This window comes from Streptomyces sp. NPDC087901, assembly GCF_044742205.1.
Taxonomy (GTDB): domain Bacteria; phylum Actinomycetota; class Actinomycetes; order Streptomycetales; family Streptomycetaceae; genus Streptomyces.
Genome location: NZ_JBIUUC010000015.1, coordinates 61867 through 78579, shown reverse-complemented (window position 1 = coordinate 78579; position 16713 = coordinate 61867). Strand labels below are relative to the sequence as shown.

General features: G+C 72.2%; 15 protein-coding genes and 1 pseudogene. 3 read left to right on the top strand and 13 right to left on the bottom strand.

Annotated features, from left to right (window positions below; translation table 11 throughout):
* The first annotated feature begins 1 nt into the window (after nucleotide 1).
* The gene (locus tag ACIOEW_RS33545) at nucleotides 2-862 is read left to right on the top strand and encodes a 3-hydroxybutyryl-CoA dehydrogenase (RefSeq protein ID WP_362549776.1); all 861 of its coding nucleotides are present in this window, start codon (nucleotides 2-4) and stop codon (nucleotides 860-862) included.
* Between the two features lie 57 nt (nucleotides 863-919).
* On the opposite strand, the gene ACIOEW_RS33540 is transcribed toward ACIOEW_RS33545, so the two are convergent.
* From ACIOEW_RS33540 to infC, 9 genes are all read right to left on the bottom strand, one after another.
* Nucleotides 920-1450 (bottom strand): NUDIX domain-containing protein, encoded by a 531-nt coding sequence (locus ACIOEW_RS33540; protein ID WP_401968601.1) that lies wholly within the window; start codon nucleotides 1448-1450, stop codon nucleotides 920-922.
* Nucleotides 1451-1501: 51 nt separating this feature from the next.
* Nucleotides 1502-2842: a transcriptional regulator gene (locus tag ACIOEW_RS33535; protein ID WP_362549781.1), complete on the bottom strand. Its 1341-nt coding sequence runs from the start codon at nucleotides 2840-2842 to the stop codon at nucleotides 1502-1504.
* 425 nt (nucleotides 2843-3267) lie between these two features.
* The gene (gene pheT / locus ACIOEW_RS33530) at nucleotides 3268-5778 is read right to left on the bottom strand and encodes a phenylalanine--tRNA ligase subunit beta (RefSeq protein ID WP_362549784.1); all 2511 of its coding nucleotides are present in this window, start codon (nucleotides 5776-5778) and stop codon (nucleotides 3268-3270) included.
* Nucleotides 5778-6905: a phenylalanine--tRNA ligase subunit alpha gene (gene pheS, locus ACIOEW_RS33525; RefSeq protein WP_350997104.1), complete on the bottom strand. Its 1128-nt coding sequence runs from the start codon at nucleotides 6903-6905 to the stop codon at nucleotides 5778-5780. The genes pheT and pheS overlap by 1 nt, the downstream gene beginning before the upstream one ends.
* 157 nt (nucleotides 6906-7062) lie before the next feature.
* Nucleotides 7063-8214 carry a PAS domain-containing sensor histidine kinase gene (locus ACIOEW_RS33520; protein ID WP_362549787.1) on the bottom strand — a complete coding sequence of 384 codons (1152 nt, stop codon included), beginning with the start codon at nucleotides 8212-8214 and terminating at the stop codon, nucleotides 7063-7065.
* 122 nt (nucleotides 8215-8336) lie between these two features.
* Entirely contained in the window at nucleotides 8337-9179 is an 843-nt protein-coding gene (locus ACIOEW_RS33515) for a TrmH family RNA methyltransferase (RefSeq protein WP_401968597.1), read from the bottom strand.
* A gap of 126 nt (nucleotides 9180-9305) precedes the next feature.
* Entirely contained in the window at nucleotides 9306-9689 is a 384-nt protein-coding gene (gene rplT / locus ACIOEW_RS33510; protein ID WP_024494113.1) for a 50S ribosomal protein L20, read from the bottom strand.
* A gap of 107 nt (nucleotides 9690-9796) precedes the next feature.
* On the bottom strand, nucleotides 9797-9991 hold the full coding sequence (rpmI, locus tag ACIOEW_RS33505) for a 50S ribosomal protein L35 (protein ID WP_003970213.1): 195 nt from the start codon (nucleotides 9989-9991) through the stop codon (nucleotides 9797-9799).
* Nucleotides 9992-10111: 120 nt separating this feature from the next.
* Nucleotides 10112-10840: a translation initiation factor IF-3 gene (gene infC, locus ACIOEW_RS33500; RefSeq protein ID WP_401968594.1), complete on the bottom strand. Its 729-nt coding sequence runs from the start codon at nucleotides 10838-10840 to the stop codon at nucleotides 10112-10114.
* 362 nt (nucleotides 10841-11202) lie between these two features.
* Here infC and ACIOEW_RS33495 point away from each other — a divergent pair, with 362 nt between their 5' ends.
* Entirely contained in the window at nucleotides 11203-11565 is a 363-nt protein-coding gene (locus tag ACIOEW_RS33495) for a DUF1844 domain-containing protein (RefSeq protein ID WP_219572976.1), read from the top strand.
* A gap of 109 nt (nucleotides 11566-11674) precedes the next feature.
* Here the strand turns inward: ACIOEW_RS33495 and ACIOEW_RS33490 are convergent.
* Both ACIOEW_RS33490 and ACIOEW_RS33485 read right to left on the bottom strand, forming a co-directional pair.
* Nucleotides 11675-12085, bottom strand: a pseudogene (locus tag ACIOEW_RS33490) (aquaporin); the annotation flags it as partial.
* A gap of 23 nt (nucleotides 12086-12108) precedes the next feature.
* Nucleotides 12109-12837, bottom strand: coding sequence for an SseB family protein (locus ACIOEW_RS33485; RefSeq protein WP_401968591.1), 729 nt, complete (start codon nucleotides 12835-12837; stop codon nucleotides 12109-12111).
* Between the two features lie 86 nt (nucleotides 12838-12923).
* Between ACIOEW_RS33485 and ACIOEW_RS33480 the strand changes: the two genes are divergently transcribed.
* A complete protein-coding gene (locus ACIOEW_RS33480; RefSeq protein WP_401968589.1) occupies nucleotides 12924-13850 on the top strand; it encodes a serine hydrolase in 927 nt (308 codons plus the stop codon).
* 7 nt (nucleotides 13851-13857) lie between these two features.
* Here ACIOEW_RS33480 and mycP read toward each other — a convergent pair whose 3' ends face one another.
* Nucleotides 13858-15054: a type VII secretion-associated serine protease mycosin gene (mycP, locus tag ACIOEW_RS33475; RefSeq protein ID WP_401968586.1), complete on the bottom strand. Its 1197-nt coding sequence runs from the start codon at nucleotides 15052-15054 to the stop codon at nucleotides 13858-13860.
* On the bottom strand, nucleotides 15051-16637 hold the full coding sequence (locus ACIOEW_RS33470) for a hypothetical protein (RefSeq protein ID WP_401968584.1): 1587 nt from the start codon (nucleotides 16635-16637) through the stop codon (nucleotides 15051-15053). Before ACIOEW_RS33470 ends, mycP begins: the two co-directional genes overlap by 4 nt.
* Between the last annotated feature and the right edge of the window lie 76 nt (nucleotides 16638-16713).

Genomic DNA, 16713 nt, shown 5'->3' with positions numbered 1-16713 from the left:
TATGGCCGACATTGCACGCGTCGGAGTGGTGGGATGTGGCCAGATGGGCGCAGGCATCGCGGAGGTGTGCGCCCGCAGCGGCCTCGACGTCAAGGTCGCCGAGACCACCGGCGAGGCGCTGGAGATCGGCCGCACCCGGCTCCACAACTCCCTCTCGAAGGCCGCCGAACGCGGCAAGATCACGGCCGAGGAGCGCGACGAGACCCTCGGCCGCCTCAGCTTCACCACCGACCTCGGTGAGTTCGCCGACCGCGATCTCGTCATCGAGGCCGTCGTGGAGAACGAGCAGGTCAAGACGGAGATCTTCCAGGTGCTGGACCAGGTGGTGACCCGGCAGGACGCGATCCTCGCCTCCAACACCTCCTCGATCCCGCTGGTGAAGCTGGCCGTCGCGACCTCCCGCCCGGACCAGGTCATCGGCATCCACTTCTTCAACCCGGCCCCGGTCCAGAAGCTCGTCGAGCTGATCCCGGCACTGACCACGTCGGACGAGACGGTCAAGCGCGCCGAGGCCGTGGTGCAGGACATACTGGGCAAGCACCCGATCCGCGCCCAGGACCGTTCCGGTTTCGTCGTCAACGCGCTGCTGATCCCGTATCTGCTCTCCGCGATCCGGATGTTCGAGTCGGGCATCGCCAGCCGCGAGGACATCGACAACGGCATGGAGATGGGCTGCGCCCACCCGATGGGCCCGCTCAAGCTCGCCGACCTGATCGGCCTCGACACGGTGGCCTCGGTCGCCGACTCGATGTACGCCGAGTACAAGGAGCCGCTGTACGCCGCTCCCCCGCTGCTCCAGCGCATGGTCGACGCGGGCCGGCTCGGCCGCAAGACGGGCTCGGGGTTCTACCCGTACGCCTGATCCCGCCCACCCCTCGCGTGCGAGGGGCCGTCGGCCCCTCGCACGTCAGCGGAACGGTCAGCCCAGCCGTAAGTGGTGCAGCATCATCAGCCCGGCGGCCATCCCCGCGGCCGGGACCTCGCCCCGGGCGATCATTTCGGGCACCAGCTTGAGCGGTATCCACTCACGGCGCGAGGACTCGAAGTCGTCGACGGGGTGACCGGTCCAGCCGGCCTCCTCGCCCCAGTAGAAGTGGTGCCGGGCGTCGGTGAGCCCGTTCGACGGCTCCACGGTCAGCAGCGGGTGCAGCGGGCCGGGGCGCCAGCCGGTCTCCTCCTCCATCTCCCGGGCGGCCGCGGCGGCCGGCTGCTCACCCTCCTCGACCACCCCGGCTGCGAGCTCCCAGCCCCAGCTGTCGGTGATGAACCGGTGCCGCCAGAGCAGCAGGACCTCGTTCGCCTCGTTGACGACCGTGGCCGCCGCGACGGCACGGAGCCGGATCACGAAGTGGTCGAGGTGGTGACCGTCGGGGAGTACGACATCCGCCAGATTGACCCGGAACCAACGGTTCTCGTACACAGTCTGCTCGTTTAGATTCGTCCACTGCACAGTTCTGCCACCTTCTGACTAGTAGGTGGCCATATCGCAGCAGACCCCGACTCACAGCGGTACGCGCAGCGCACCGTCGACGAGATCGGCGGCCCGTCCCGCCTCGGCGCTGCCGCTCGCGATCAGGTGTCCGCGCACGGCCCGCAGCCGGTCACGCAGCCGCTGCGACTCCATGCCCCTGGCGCGCTCCGCCATCTCCGCCGCCGTGACCGCGGCCCGGTCGGCCTCGCCCTGCCGCAGCTCGATCGTGGTCAGCATCGCCAGCCGGTGGACCCGGCCCCGGTCGTGCGCGGGGGTCCGCACCGCGGCTGCGGCATGCTCCCTGGCCGCCGGCAGGTCCCCGAGGCCGAGCAGGGCCTCCGCCACCTGGACGTCGACCAGACCCGGCTGCACATATCCCGTCTCGTCCGGCTCCCGGCCGGGCCGGATCCGTTCGGCCGCGGACTCGGCGCGCCCGATGCATCTCAACGCGCTCGGTCCGTCGCCGAGATGGGCGTACGCCTTGGCCTGCATCGCATGGAGGTCCGCCGCCAGTGCGGGGGTGATGTCGCGTCCGGCGGCCCGCAGCGCCGCCTCGGCGAAGGCGACGGACTGCCGGTACTCGGCAAGGAACAGCGACTGGTTCACCAGCAGGGCGATCACATAGCCGCCGAGCCCCCGGTCCCCGCTCGCCTTGGCCAGCCGCAGCGCCTGGTGGAAATAGCGCTGAGCGAGCCCGTGTGCGTCGGAGTCGTACGCGCAGATGCCCGCCACAGCCACCAGAGCGCCCGCCGCCCGGTGCAGTTGACGCCCCATCGCATCGTTGTAGCCGCCGCGCAGCAGCGGGGCGGTCTCGCTGTTGAGGAAGCCGACGATGCGTGCACGCGTCGCGATTCCGCCCGCCTTGCGGTACATCAGTTCGTAGTGGGCGCGGGCGGCCCGCAGGGTCGCTATGTCGGCCGGGCCGACGCGGTGCGGGCCGGTACGGGACACGTCGGCGTCCTCCGGCGGGTTCTCCCACTCCCAGACGGGCATCACCGCGGTGGTTCCCGTGACGGCCGGGGCGGCGACGACATGCGGGCGCTGCTGTTCGTCGGAGCGCCACACGGCGGTGGCCCGCTCGACGAAACCGGTGAGCGAGGAACCCTGCACGGGCGTATGGGCTCCGCGGGCCGCCAGACCGATGTCGTCGAGCGAGACGGCCCTGCGCAGCCGGTTCCCCAGCACTTCGCAGATCAGGTCGGGCGTCTGGCCGCGCGGCCGCTGGCCCTTCAGCCAGCGGGCGACGGCGGTGTGTTCGTAGCGAAGACCCAGCCCCCGGGTGCGGCCGGCCTGGTTCACCTGTGCGGCGAGCCCGGCCCGGGAGAAGCCCGCCTCGTCGATCAGAGCCTCTAGCAGAGTGTTGGGCTCCATTGCCCCCATCGCCCCCTCCGAAGGGTCGGCACGCCTGGACGTGTCGCCCCAGTGGAGCACGATTCACACGGGGTGTGAACGGAATGCCCGAACCGTCCCGCTGCGCACGCTGTCGTACCGGTCCGCGGATCGCTTGAATGAGTCCCTCGCAAGAGGCGGCCGGGTCGTCTGCTCCCCCTCGTACAGCACGACGACCCGCACCCGCGCCGTCCGCTCTGCCGACCTGCCCGACACTCCGTGGCAGCGCGGACGGCGCCGGATCGCACGACCCACTGCCCACGGATCGGAGGGTGGCTGCGGGGGCGGCCGGGACCGGGTTCCCCGGTCCTGCCGGATCCCGCGTGCGGTCCTCCGCCCCGGGCGAGCACACAGGAGGGGCGTATCCGGTGGCCGGATACGCCCCTCCTCACTGTGCGGGTGCGCTGTTACGCGCCGCGCAGCACCGCACCCGTACGCTCGGCGGCCAGTGCCACGGCCGCGTCCCGGGCGGCGCTCGCCTCGTCGACGGTCAGCGTGCGGTCCGCTGCACGGAAACGCAGCGCGTACGCCAGGGACTTGCGGCCCTCGCCGATCTGCTCGCCCGTGAAGACGTCGAACAGCCGCAGCGACTCCAGGAGTTCACCCGCGCCCGCGCGGAGCGCCTGCTCCACGTCGGCGGCGGGCACGTCCTGGCCGACCACCAGCGCGACATCCTGGGTCGCCACCGGGAAGGTGGAGATCCGCGGCGCCTGGAGGGCGCCGTCGACGGCCTGCTCCAGGACGTCGAGCTCGACCTCCATGGCGCAGGTGCGCTCGGGCAGGTGGAGTTCCTTGATGACGCGCGGGTGCAGCTCGCCGGCGTGACCGAAGAGGGTCTCCTCGCCGTTGACCGTGACGTACAGCGCGGCGCAGCGGCCCGGGTGCCACGGCGCGTGCTGGTCGGCGCGGACCGTGAGGTCGACACCGGCCTCACGGGCGATAGTGCGGGCGGCCTCGACGGAGTCGGCCCAGTCGGCCGGGCGGCCCTTGCCCCACCAGCCGGCCTGCTCGCGGGCGCCCGCGAGGACGACCGCGGCGCGGCGCGGCTGACGCGGCAGCGCGGCGTTGAGCGAGGCGATCTCCTCGTCCGAGGGACGCCGGTCGACGGGCAGCCGGACGGGCTTCGTCTCCTGGCCGGTCGGCCGGAAGACCAGACCGGTCTCGAAGAGCGCGAGGTCGTGGCTGCCGCGGCCGTCGTTGCGCCGCAGCGCGCCGAGGAGGCCCGGCAGCAGCGTGGTGCGCAGCGACGGCTCCTCGTCGGAGATCGGGTTGACGAGCTTGACCGTACGGCGGCGGGCGTCGTCCGCGTCCAGGCCCAGCTGGTCCAGGACCGCCTCGCCGGTGAACGGGTAGTTCAGCGCCTCGACGTATCCGGCACCGGCCAGGGCCCGGCCGACCCGGCGGTGCAGCCGCTGACGGTCGGTAAGCCCGCGGCCGGACGGCGGCGTCGGGAGCGTGGACGGGAGGTTCTCGTAACCCTCCAGCCGGATGACCTCTTCGGCCAGGTCGTTCGGCTCGTTCAGGTCGGGCCGCCAGGACGGGGCCGTGACCAGGAGCTCGTCCTGCCCATAGACGTCGCAGCCGACCTCCTGGAGGCGGCGCACGACGATCTCGCGCCCGTAGGCGACACCGGCCACCTTGTCGGGGTGGTCGGCCGCCATCGTGATGGTGCGGGGGCCGGACGGGGCGGTGACCTCGGTGACGCCCGCCTCGGCGGTGCCGCCGGCGAGCAGCACCAGCAGGTCGACGGTGCGCTGCGCGGCTGCCGCCGCGGCCTGCGGGTCGACCCCGCGCTCGAAGCGCTTGGACGCCTCGGAGGCCAGCTTGTGTCGGCGCGCGGTGCGGGCGATCGAGATCGCGTCGAAGTGCGCGGCCTCGATGACGACCTCGGTGGTGTGCGCGTCCTCGGACGCGTCGGCGATCTCGGTGTTGGCACCGCCCATGACGCCCGCCAGGCCGATCGGCCCACGGTTGTCGGTGATGACGAGGTCGGCCGCGTCCAGGACACGGACCGTGCCGTCGAGGGTGGTGAGCTTCTCGCCCTGCTCGGCGCGGCGCACCCCGATCGGACCGTCGATCCGGGTCCGGTCGTAGGCGTGCAGCGGCTGGCCGAGTTCGAGCATCACGTAGTTGGTGACGTCGACGGCGAGCGAGATCGGCCGCATGCCGGCCTTCTGGAGCCGGCGCTGCATCCAGATCGGCGACCGGGCCTCGGGCTGCAGACCGACGACGGTGCGCGCGGTGAAGCGGGAGCAGCCGATCGGGTCGGAGACCTTGACCGGGTAGCCGTACGCGTTGGGCGCGGGCACGTCCAGGAGAGCCGGGTCGCGCAGCGGCAGGCCGTAGGCGATGGCGGTCTCGCGGGCGACGCCGCGCATCGAGAGGCAGTAGCCGCGGTCGGGCGTGACGGCGATGTCGAGCACCTCGTCGACGAGCTGGAGCAGCTCGATCGCGTCGGTGCCGGCCTCGTGCTCCGGCGGCAGCACGATGATGCCGTGCGTGCCGTCGTCGCCCATGCCGAGCTCGTCGGTGGAGCAGATCATGCCGTGCGAGGTCCTGCCGTACGTCTTGCGCGCGGCGATCGCGAAGTCACCGGGCAGCACGGCGCCGGGGAGGACCACGACGACCTTGTCGCCGACGGCGAAGTTACGGGCGCCGCAGACGATCTCCTGCGGCTCGCCGGTGCCGTTGGCGGTGCCGACGTCCACCGTGCAGAAGCGGATGGGCTTCTTGAAGCCCTCCAGCTCCTCGATGGTGAGCACCTTTCCGACGACCAGTGGGCCCTTGAGGCCGGCGCCGATCTGCTCGACGGTCTCGACCTCGAGGCCGACGGCGACGAGCTTGGCCTGTACGTCACGGCCGGTCTCGGTGGGCGGCAGGTCGACGTACTCCCGCAGCCAGGAAAGCGGGACGCGCATCAGATCTCCATCCCGAAGGGCCGGGTGAACCGGACGTCGCCTTCGACCATGTCTCGCATGTCTTCTACGTTGTGGCGGAACATCAGCATCCGCTCGATGCCGAACCCGAAGGCGAATCCGCTGTACTTCTGGGGGTCGACACCGCAGGCGATGAGCACCTTGGGGTTGACCATGCCGCAGCCGCCGAGCTCGATCCAGCCCTCGCTGCCGCAGGTGCGGCAGGGGCGGTCGGGGTTGCCGACGGACTCGCCGCGGCAGACGTAGCAGACCATGTCCATCTCGGCGGACGGCTCGGTGAACGGGAAGAAGTTCGGCCGCAGCCGCGTCTTCATGTCCGGGCCGAAGAGCGCCTGGACCATGTGGTCGAGGGTGCCCTTGAGGTCGGCCATGGTGAGGCCCTCGTCGACGGCGAGCAGCTCGATCTGGTGGAAGACCGGGGTGTGCGTGGCGTCGAGCTCGTCGGTCCGGTAGACCCGGCCGGGGCAGACGACGTAGACCGGGGGCTCGCGGTCGAGCAGGGTGCGGGCCTGGACCGGCGAGGTGTGCGTCCGCAGGACGACACCGGACTCGTCGTTCTTCGCGCCGTCGGCGCCCTCGACGAAGAAGGTGTCCTGCATCTGCCGGGCCGGGTGGTCGGGCACGAAGTTCAGGGCGTCGAAGTTGAACCACTCGGCCTCGGCCTCGGGGCCCTCGGCGACCTCGTAGCCCATGGCCACGAAGACGTCGGCGACGCGCTCCATGATGGTCGTCAGCGGGTGGCGCGCACCGGCCGGGGTGCGGTCGTACGGCAGCGTGACGTCCACTGCCTCCTCGACCAGGACCCGGGCGTCCCGCTCTGCCTCCAGCTCCGTCTGGCGGGCCGCGAGGGCCCTGCCCACGGCGGCGCGGGCCTGGCCCACGCGCTTGCCGGCCTCGGCCTTCGCCTGCGGCGGCAGCGCGCCGATCTCGCGGTTGGCGAGTGACAGGGGCGAGGTACCACCGGTGTGCGCGGTCTTCGCCTGGGCGAGCGCTTCGAGGTCGCCGGCGGCGGCGAAGGCGGCGAACGCCTCGTCGCGGATCCGCTCGATCTCTTCCGGTTTCAGTGCCTCGACCTCGACTGGGTCGTACGACTTGTTCGGTGCCGACATCTCTTCCCGTACTTCCGATTGGCTGGTACTGCTCTTACCGGGGGATACCCCCGGACCCCCGTGGCCGCGCTCGACGGCCGGAGGACGCAAAGGTGCCAAAGGTCGAGTCTAAGGGCCACAGCATGTGTGGGCCGCCCGTGGTCCGCTCAGGCCGCTTCTACTTCATGTAGGCCGGCGTGCTCACGGGCAGAATAAATCGGAACTCGGCGCCGCCCCCGGGGCCGCGGCCGACCGTGATCGTGCCGCCGTGCGCCTCGACGATGCCCTTGACGATGTAGAGGCCCAGGCCGGTGCCGCCGCGCTTGCTTCCCCGCCAGAAGCGGGTGAAGACACGGCTCATCGACTCCTCGGGGATGCCGGGGCCTTCGTCGCTCACGGTGACCGCCGTTCCCTTCTCGTCGCTCTTCGCCGGTGCGGCTGCCACCTCGATGGTGACGGTTCCCTCGCCGTGGCGCACCGCATTTTCCAGCAGGTTGCCGAGCACCTGGTCGACCTTGTCCGGATCGGCCCACACGGTGGGCAGCGGCTGGCAGGTACGGACGAGGAACCGGCCGGGGTCCTGGCCGGAGGCGGTGAGTGCCTGAATGTGGCGTTCGACGGCGGCGGAGAGGTCCACGGGCTGCCGGCGGAGCTCCAGACGCCCCGAGTCGATCCGGGAGATGTCCAGGAGCTCGGTGATCAGGCGGGTGACCCGGTTGGCGTCGGCATAGACGGTCTCCAGCATCAGCCGCTTCTGGTCGTCGGTGAACCGCTCCCACTTGGCCAGCAGCGTGGCGGTGAAGCCCTTCACGGACGTCAGCGGCGACCGCAGCTCGTGGGCGACGGTCGCGATGAGTTCGGCGTGGCTGCGCTCGGTACGGCGGCGGGCCTCGGTGCCGCGCAGGCTGACCACCAGCCGGCGCACGGGGCCGGTCGGGCTCTCGCGTACGTAGCGGGCGGAGACGAGGACCTCACGGCCGCCGGGCAGCAGCAGGTTGCGTTCGGGCTGGGCGACGCGGGTGGCGAGGCCACCGTAAGGGTCGGTCAGCTCCCACCAGCGGCGGCCCTTGAGGTCCTCCAGCGGCAGCGCGTGTTCCAGCGGGCGGCCGAGCGCGGCGGCCCTGGGCACGGCGGTGATCCGCGCGGCGGCGGAGTTGAAGCAGATGACCCGGCCTGTCTCGTCCGCGACGACGAGCCCGTCGGGGAGGTCGTCCGGATCCAGCCCCTGTCCCCCGGACCCGTTGCCGCCGACGGTGACGCCGTCCGGGTCCTCGGCGGGGCGCACGACGGCCGCGTGTGTCGCCCGCGGTCCGCTCATGCCGACAGCCATATTCCCGTACCCCACCTCTCGAACCGGTGCAGTGGGCCCCCGAGTTCGTCACCCTACTAGTCGTCGGTGACGGAGCGACACCCTGCGGGGGCGCCGGGCCGGAAGGCGACGGCGCGGGTCGTTCAGCCGACGGCGGGGCGGGGCCGCTGGGCGCGCGCGGAGGCGTACAGGCAGACGGCGGCCGCGGTGGCCAGGTTGAGGCTCTCCGCCCTGCCGTGGATCGGTACCCGTACGACGGCGTCGGCCAACGCCCGGGTCTCCTCGGGCAGGCCCCAGGCCTCGTTGCCGAAGACCCAGGCGGTGGGCCCGCCCATCGTGCCGGCGTCGAGCTCGTCGTCGAGGTCGTCCTCGCCCGCGCCGTCGGCGGCGAGGATCCGTACACCCGCGTCCCGCAGCCCCCGCACGGCCTGCTCGACGGGCACGCCGACGGCGACCGGCAGGTGGAAGAGCGAGCCGACGGAGGCGCGCACCGACTTGGGGTTGTACAGGTCCACGGAGGCGTCGGTGAGGACGACCGCGTCGGCGCCCGCGGCGTCCGCGCAGCGCAGCACCGTACCGGCGTTCCCGGGGTCCCGGACGTTCGCCAGGACGGCGACGAGCTTCGGCCGCGCGGCGAGGATCGACTCGAAGGGCGAGTCGAGGAAGCGGCAGACGCCGATCAGCCCCTGCGGGGTGACGGTCTGCGACACGTCGGCAAGGACCTCGCTGTCGGCCAGGTGCACCCGGGCGCCCGCGTCGAGGGCGGCGTCGACGATGGCTTCGTACCGCTCGGCGGCCTCGACGGTGGCGAACAGCTCGATGAGGGTCGGCTCACCGTCGCTGCCGCGGTGGTCCGCGGCCTCGCGCACGGCCTGCGGCCCCTCGGCGATGAACCTGCGCTCCTTGCCGCGGAAGTTGCGCCGGGCCAGCCGCCGGGCGGCGGCGACCCGTGGCGAACGCGGGGAGATCAGTTCGGGGGTGCCCATGTCGGCGGCGAGCCTCTCTGCGTACGAAGGTGCTGGGCCGGACAGGCCCTGGGCGTGCAACGCACCGGACCCGCAGACGACGAGCGCCTGCGGGTCCGGCTCAAAAACCAGGAAGTGCGGCCTGGATCAGGCAGCCTTCGGGGCGTTGACGTCGCTCGGGAGGGCCTTCTGGGCGACCTCGACGAGGGCGGCGAACGCGTTGGCGTCGTTGACCGCGAGCTCGGCCAGGATCTTACGGTCCACCTCGATGTTGGCGGCGTTCAGACCCTGGATGAGGCGGTTGTACGTCATGCCGTTCTGGCGGGCCGCAGCGTTGATGCGCTGGATCCACAGCCGACGGAAGTCGCCCTTGCGCTTCTTGCGGTCGTTGTAGTTGTAGACCAGGGAGTGGGTGACCTGCTCCTTGGCCTTGCGGTACAGGCGCGAGCGCTGGCCGCGGTAACCGCTGGCGGCCTCGAGAATTGCCCGGCGCTTCTTGTGGGCGTTGACTGCCCGCTTGACGCGTGCCACTTGTTAACTCCTTGTAGCGGGGCCGTGGTGGTACTCACACGGCCCGGAAACGAATTGGTCCCGGTCGGATCGAGGGCGCGTCCCCGGTGTCACCGGGGACGACGACCTCACTTGCCGAGAAGCTTCTTGATCTTCTTGGCGTCGGCCGGAGCCACGACGACCGTGCCGGTCAGCGAGCGGGTCTTCTTGGACGACTTGTGCTCGAGCAGGTGGCGCTTGCCGGCCCTCTCGCGGAGCACCTTGCCGGAGCCGGTGATCTTGAAGCGCTTGCTGGCACCGCTGTGCGTCTTGTTCTTCGGCATCGCGCCGTTCTCTCCTCGTCAGTGGCGCCCCTCTCGGTGCGAGCACCGGACTGCAGGGGCGTCAGATCTTGGTGGGACTCCGGGGGGACCCGGGGGCGCCTGGATGGCAGCCCCCGGAGGTCACGCCTCGGAGGGTGTCTCGGCCGGAGCCTCGGAGGTCGCCTCGGAGGTCGCCTCGGCCGGAGCCTCGACACCCTCGTCCGCAGCCTCGGCGTCGTCGTCGTGGGTGTAACCCTGACGCTCCGCCTTGCGGGCGGCCTGGGCCTCGCGGGCCTCGGCCATGGCTTCGGTCTTCTTCTTGTGCGGGCCAAGAACCATGATCATGTTCCGGCCGTCCTGCTTCGGGTTGGACTCGATGAAGCCGAGTTCCTCCACGTCCGAAGCGAGACGCTGGAGCAGTCGGAAGCCCAGCTCGGGGCGGGACTGCTCACGACCACGGAACATGATCGTGATCTTGACCTTGTCGCCCTGCTTGAGGAACCGGACGACGTGACCCTTCTTGGTGTCATAGTCGTGCGGGTCGATCTTCGGCCGGAGCTTCATCTCCTTGATGACCGTGTGCGCCTGGTTCTTGCGCGCCTCACGGGCCTTCATGGCCGACTCGTACTTGAACTTCCCGTAGTCCATGAGCTTGCACACGGGCGGACGGGCGGTAGCCGCCACCTCGACCAGGTCGAGGTCGTACTCCTGTGCGAGTTCCAGGGCCTTGGCAAGCGGAACAATCCCGACCTGCTCGCCGCTGGGACCGACAAGTCGCACCTCGGGCACGCGAATCCGGTCGTTGATGCGGGGCTCGGCGCTGATGGATCCTCCTCGGTAGCACCACGCGGCCGCCTGGCAGACAGCCACGTAACGTCTGTTTCAACAGACCAACCGGTCAGGACCATGAAAAATGCCCCGCCGGGACACAGGCGGGGCTCCTCAACAACCGGAACACCGCCGCGGTCAACCGCGGGGCGCATCGGGCGGCTCCATCGTCCGTACGGAACGATGGGCGCCACCTGACCGGTGACCCGCCGCCCTGAGGACGGCCAGGTGGGAGATCGGAGCCTCCACTTGTGGGCCGGGCACATAGATGCCCAGCCGGTCGTTACACAAGGTTAGCAGCTCCCCCGGGGTGGTGCGAACCTCGCGCCCGGACCACGGCCGCGGGGGCCGGGGCACGGCTCCCGGCGAAGGGATCGCGCTGGCGTGGGCCTATCGTATGGCGCATGAGTGACGCGACCCCCACCAGTGATTCCCCCGGCTTCGACGAAATGGCCCGCGACATCGCGGAGGTGCCAGCGGTCGAGGTGATCGTGACGGTCGCGGTCAATCTGATGAGTGCCGCCGCCGTGAAGCTCGGTCTGACCGAGGACGGCGACGAGCACAAGGACCTCGACGAGGCCCGCAAGCTGGTCCACGCACTGGCCGGCCTGCTGGACGCGAGCACCACGGAGATCAGCTCCTTCCACGCGGCTCCGCTGCGCGACGGCCTGAAGTCCCTGCAGCTGGCGTTCCGCGAGGCCTCGCTCGTACCGGACGAGCCGGGCCACGGCCCCGGCGAGAAGTACACCGGGCCGGTCTTCGGCTGAGCCCGCCCGCCCCTTCCGCTCCTTCCACCCGTGAGCCCCCTGCCCGACCCGGCAGGGGGCTCACTGCGTCGGTGGCCGGATCAGACCCCGACGGACTGCTCCGGCCGACCGGGGCGGGGTGGGTCAGCCGGTGCGCGAGTGCGGCGATCACCCCGCCGATCAGAGGCGCCACCAGGAACAGCCAGAGCTGGGACAACGCCGCGCCGCCCGCGAACAGCGCCGGGCCCGGACTGCGTGCCGGGTTGACCGAGGTGCCGGTGAGCGGGATGTCGACCAGATGGATCACCGCGAGCGAGATGCCGATGGGGAGACCGTCAAAGCCGATGACAGCGACCTTGTGGGTCACCGCGAGCACGACGAAGACCAGGAGGAACGTGAGCATCACCTCGGTGAGGAAGGCGCCGCCGAGGTTCAGGCGCACGTCCGAGCGGTCGCCGTAGCCGTTGCTGCCGAACTTTCCGCTCGTCGTCAGTCCCGGCACCTGTTTGGCGAGCAGGAACAGGAGGGCCGCACCGGCGATGCCGCGTTGGGCCGACCAGGTGATCAGCGCGTGAACAAGGCCTCACCGGGCGTGCGCGCGTCGGCCGGGAGCAGCGCGAGGTCCAGGCCACGGACCAGCCGTGCGCGCAGCACCTCGTTCGCCGCCAGCGACCGCGCGACCCGGCCTGCCGCCTCGGCGGGGTCGGCGCCTTCGTCCAGCACCAGCGCGAGAGTGCCGTCGGCACGGCCCGGCCCGAGGTGGGCGCGCAGCACCGCGGGCTCGGCGGCGACCGCGTCACGTACCGCCGCGGTGACAGCCGGGTCGTCCAGCGGGTCGGCGCTGGTACGGCCCTCGGCGAGGGCGAGCAGGGCGGAACCGGTCAGCTCGAAGGCCACCGGTCCGGCGAGGTCGAGCACCACCGTGTCGGCCTTCTCGTGCACCGCGGCCTGGAGGGCCTGGTGCAGGGGTACGGCGACGGGGCGGGCCTGCGGGTCCCAGCGGGCCAGCGAGGCGGTGGAGGTGAAGGCGGGCAGGGCGCGGCGGTCGCCGGCCTGAAGGGTGGGGACCGCCATGTCGCTGGTCTTCTCCCGGCGCAGCCCGTTCTCGTCCTCCTCCACCTCGCCGAGGACGGCCACCACGGGAACGAGAAGACGAGCCCCCTTGAGGGCTTCGAGTACTGGGCCGACGGCCTTGCGGTCCTCGGCCCAGGCGGCGAGTGCCGCGGTCAGGGCGGGGTCGGCCGTACCGTCGTCGTCGGAGTATCCGGGGTCCGGAATGTTCTTCTGCGCCACAGGGCGAGCGTAGTGCCTGGGCATTCTCATCCTGCCGACAGGTCGGGCTCAGCCTCCTCTCAGCTGCGGTTCCTAGCGTCCGGACCATGCCCCGACACAGAATCCGCAGATCCGCCCTGTCCGCTTCCGTGGCGGCCACGGTCGTGCTGGCCGGTTCGGCCGCCGGGGGTGCGTACCTGACCGGCAGATCACCGGATCACGCGCCCGCCGCCGCGGCTTCCGTATCGTCCGTCTCACCGGCTGCGACCGCTCCGGTCGCGGCTACGAGCGAGGAGCCGGTGGTGGATCCGGATGCGGAACTGGCCGCGGCCGTCGAACCGCTGCTGGCCGCTTCCGGTACGCAAGCCGTGTCGGTGGCCGTGCTGGACAGCGGCAGCGGGACGCGTGCGGTGTACGGGGGCGCGGACGCTGTGTACGACACCGCGAGCATCGTCAAGGTCGACATTCTCGCGGCGCTGCTGCTCCGGGCCCAGGACGAGAAGCGTGAACTGACCGTCGGCGAACACGCTCGCGCGGTCGCGATGATCGAGCGGAGCGACAACGACTCCGCCACCGTGCTGCTGGCGGCGGTGGGCGGGGCGGCCGGCCTCGACGCCGCCAACGAGCGGTTCGGCCTCACCTCGACGACGGCAGCGAAGGCGTGGGGGCTGACCCGGACCACGGCGGCCGATCAGCTGACGCTGCTGGAGGCAGTGTTCGGCACGGACACCGACGCGGAACTGAGCGAGGAATCACGGACCTCGCTGCGGGAACTGATGACACAGGTCGAGGCCGACCAGCAGTGGGGCGTGTCGGCGGCGGGCAGCGAGTGGGCGCTCAAGAACGGCTGGATGCCGCGTACCGCCACCGGGCTGTGGAACATCAACAGCATCGGACAGGTGACGGCGGACGGGCGGACCTATCTGGTGGCCGTGCTGTCCGGCGGCCAGCGGACCAAGGAGACGGGCATCGCCCTCGTCGAGTCGGTGGCGAAGGCGGCCGTCGGGGTGGTTCGGGCCGGGACCGCGGGGTGAGGACTGTTCAGCGGCGAGGGGCCGGCCGGCGGCCGCCCCGGCCGCGCCACAGTACGACGGCCAGGGCCAGCAGGACCGCGCCGAGACCGCCCGCCGCCGGGGCCAGCCAGCCTGCTGGACCCTCGTCCGCGCGGGGCGGGGTGGGTCCGGAGCCGAAGTACTGCTTGCGGTAGCCGGCCGCGGCGGTGTCGGTGCGCAGCCCGGCGGGGCGCAGTGCGGCACCGGCCTTGATGGCGGCGGCCGGGTCGACGATGCCGTAGCCCCGGGCGTCGTCGCGGCCGGTCGACGGGGAGTTGCGGGCGGTGTCCGTGAGGAGCTTCTTGATCTGGGCGGGCGAGAGACCCGGGTGGGCGGAACGCACCAGCGCGACCGCGCCGGAGACGAACGCCGACGCTGCGGAGGTGCCCCACTCCACGTAGTACTTGCGGTCTGGTGCGGGGACGACGATGTCGTCCCCGGGTGCGCTCACGGTGGCATACCAGCGGCGGGTGGAGAACGAGGCGTGGGTGCCGTACCGGTCGACCGCGGCGACCGCGATCACTCCCGGGTAGGCGGCGGGGTAGGAGATGTGGTCGCCCTTCTCGCCCCCGTTGCCCGACGAGGCGACGACGACCGCGCCCTTCTTCAGCGCGTACTGGATGGCGGCGTCCTCACCGGGTTCGGGGTGCGCGGACTCGCTGTCGTCGCCGAGTGAGAGGTTGATGACGTCGGCGCCGTGGTCGGCGGCCCAGCGGATGCCGTCGGCGAGGGCGGTGCCCCGGGACTTGCGCGCCTTGGCGCGGGCGGGATCGCTCGCTTCGAGGATGACCCGGACGGGGAGGATTCTCGCCTCGGGCGCGATGCCGATGACCCCCTCCTCGCGTCCGCTGCCGTGGCCCCGGCCGGCGATGATCCCGGCCATCGCGGTACCGTGCCTGGCCCACGAACGGTCGCCGCTTCCGGCGCCGAAACCGATCATGTCCTTGCCCGGGAGCACCTGGCCCGCCAGGTCGGGCAGGCTGCCGTCGACCCCGGTGTCGACGACGGCGACGGTGATCCCCTTGCCGCGGGTGGTCTGCCAGGCCCGGTCCGTGTGGAGGGCGTCCAGACCCCACTGCCGGGCCCGGATCGTGTCCGCCCCGGCCGGGACCGCGGGCAGCAGCGCGAACGCGGTGGCGGCGCAGACCACGCCGAGGAGCCTGCGGGGGCGGACGTGGCGGGTCATTCGGGCTTCTCCGTGAGGTCGGCGACGGTTCTGCGCAGTCCGCGTTCCACCCGGTCGGCCAGGCCCTTGGCCTCGTGCCCGAGTCCGGCCTGGGCAGCCGTGGTCGTCGCGCCCACCGCGACGGCCTTCCCGGCCGGCTGCGGGTCGGTGACCTCGCGCCCGTCGGCGAACCCCGAGACGGCGAACACGACGACGGGCACCTCGGTCAGCACGTGCACGGTCCAGCTGGCCCGCTGCCGGTCGCCGAATCCGGCGGCGGGAGTGTCCTTCACGGCATACGTACGAGGCATCAGGTCAGTCCGCGCGTCGAGGTGCTCGGTGCTGAAGCGGTTGCTCAGTGCCCGCATGGCCTCGGTGTCGGCCTCGGTGAAGACCAGTCCGACCGTGGTGACGCTGCTGCTCGTCGCGTCGGTGTACGTGGCGCGGAGCAGGCGGGCGCAGCCGACCGGCCGGAGGGTCTTGAGCAGCAGTGGGTCGAGCGCGCCCGTGCAGCCGCTGTCCGGGGCCACGGCGATCCTGGTCCAGACCCGGTCGGCGCCGCCGGGCCCGGCGCCGTCGCCCTTGAGGGTCCGGGGGAAGAGCGTTTCCACCGGGATGCTGTGCCAGGCGTCGCGGCCCACGGTGTAGGCGCTGTGGGCCGCAGGATCGGCGGAGGAGTCGCTGATGAGCCAGCTGCCGGTGACGGCCCCGCCGATCAGCCCGAGCCCGAGCACGACACAGACCGCGGCCGTCGCGGCCCTGAACGGGTGCCTGGTCCGTACGGGGCGGAGCCGGGTGGTGGTCTCGGCCGGCGTCTCGGCCGGGGGGCGGGGGTGCGGGGGCCGGTAGGCATACGGGGCGGCTGCCCCGGGCCGGACCGGCGGGCCGCCGAGTTCCACGGCGCCCACGGGCCGTCGCCGGGTCGCCGCGGGGGGCGTGCCGGGCCGCCTCGGCGGAAAGGCCGGGGCTCCCGGGGACGCGGGCGCCTCGAAACGCGGGGCCGGGGACACGGGGCGAAGCCGGGCGGTCGTCTCCACGGGGGGCGGCGCGGCCGGGGACGCGAAGGGGGGCGCGGCGGGGACGGGGGCCTGGGTCCGGGGTGCGGACGGGGCCTGGGACGGGGAAGGGGTCGTGCTCCCGGCCGGGGCCGCTGCCGGGGGTACGGACGAGGGCTGCGGCGGGGCCGGCGGCCGTTCCGGCGCCGGGTCGGCGGGGCGGCGGGTGGTGGTCGTGGTGGTGGTGGTCGTGGACCGCGTCGGAGCGGGGTCCGGGACCGGGACCGGGATCGGAGCCGGGGGCGAGTCCTGCGCCTGCGCCTGTGCCTCAGCCTGTGCCCGCGCCTGTTCCTCTGGCCGCGCCTTGGGCAGATCCGAGAACCTCATGCCCCTCACCGCGGTGGCCGAGGCCTGGGCGATGCCGCCCGGCATGTGCCGCGTCCCCACCGGACCGCTTCCGGCACCGTCCGCTGCAGGGCCGATCGCACCACCGGTCTCACCGGCCTCACCGATCTCCCCGGTCGCCGTGGCCTCGGTCTTCCGGCCGTCCGCTGCCGGGGCCGTCGCCGACGGCGGGATTGCGGGGCGGGGCGGCGGAGTGGCGTTCACGGGCCGGTCGGCAGGCGTCGCAGCAAGCGGTGGCGGGGTGCTCGGGCGTGGCGGGACGGGAGCGCGCTGCGCCTCG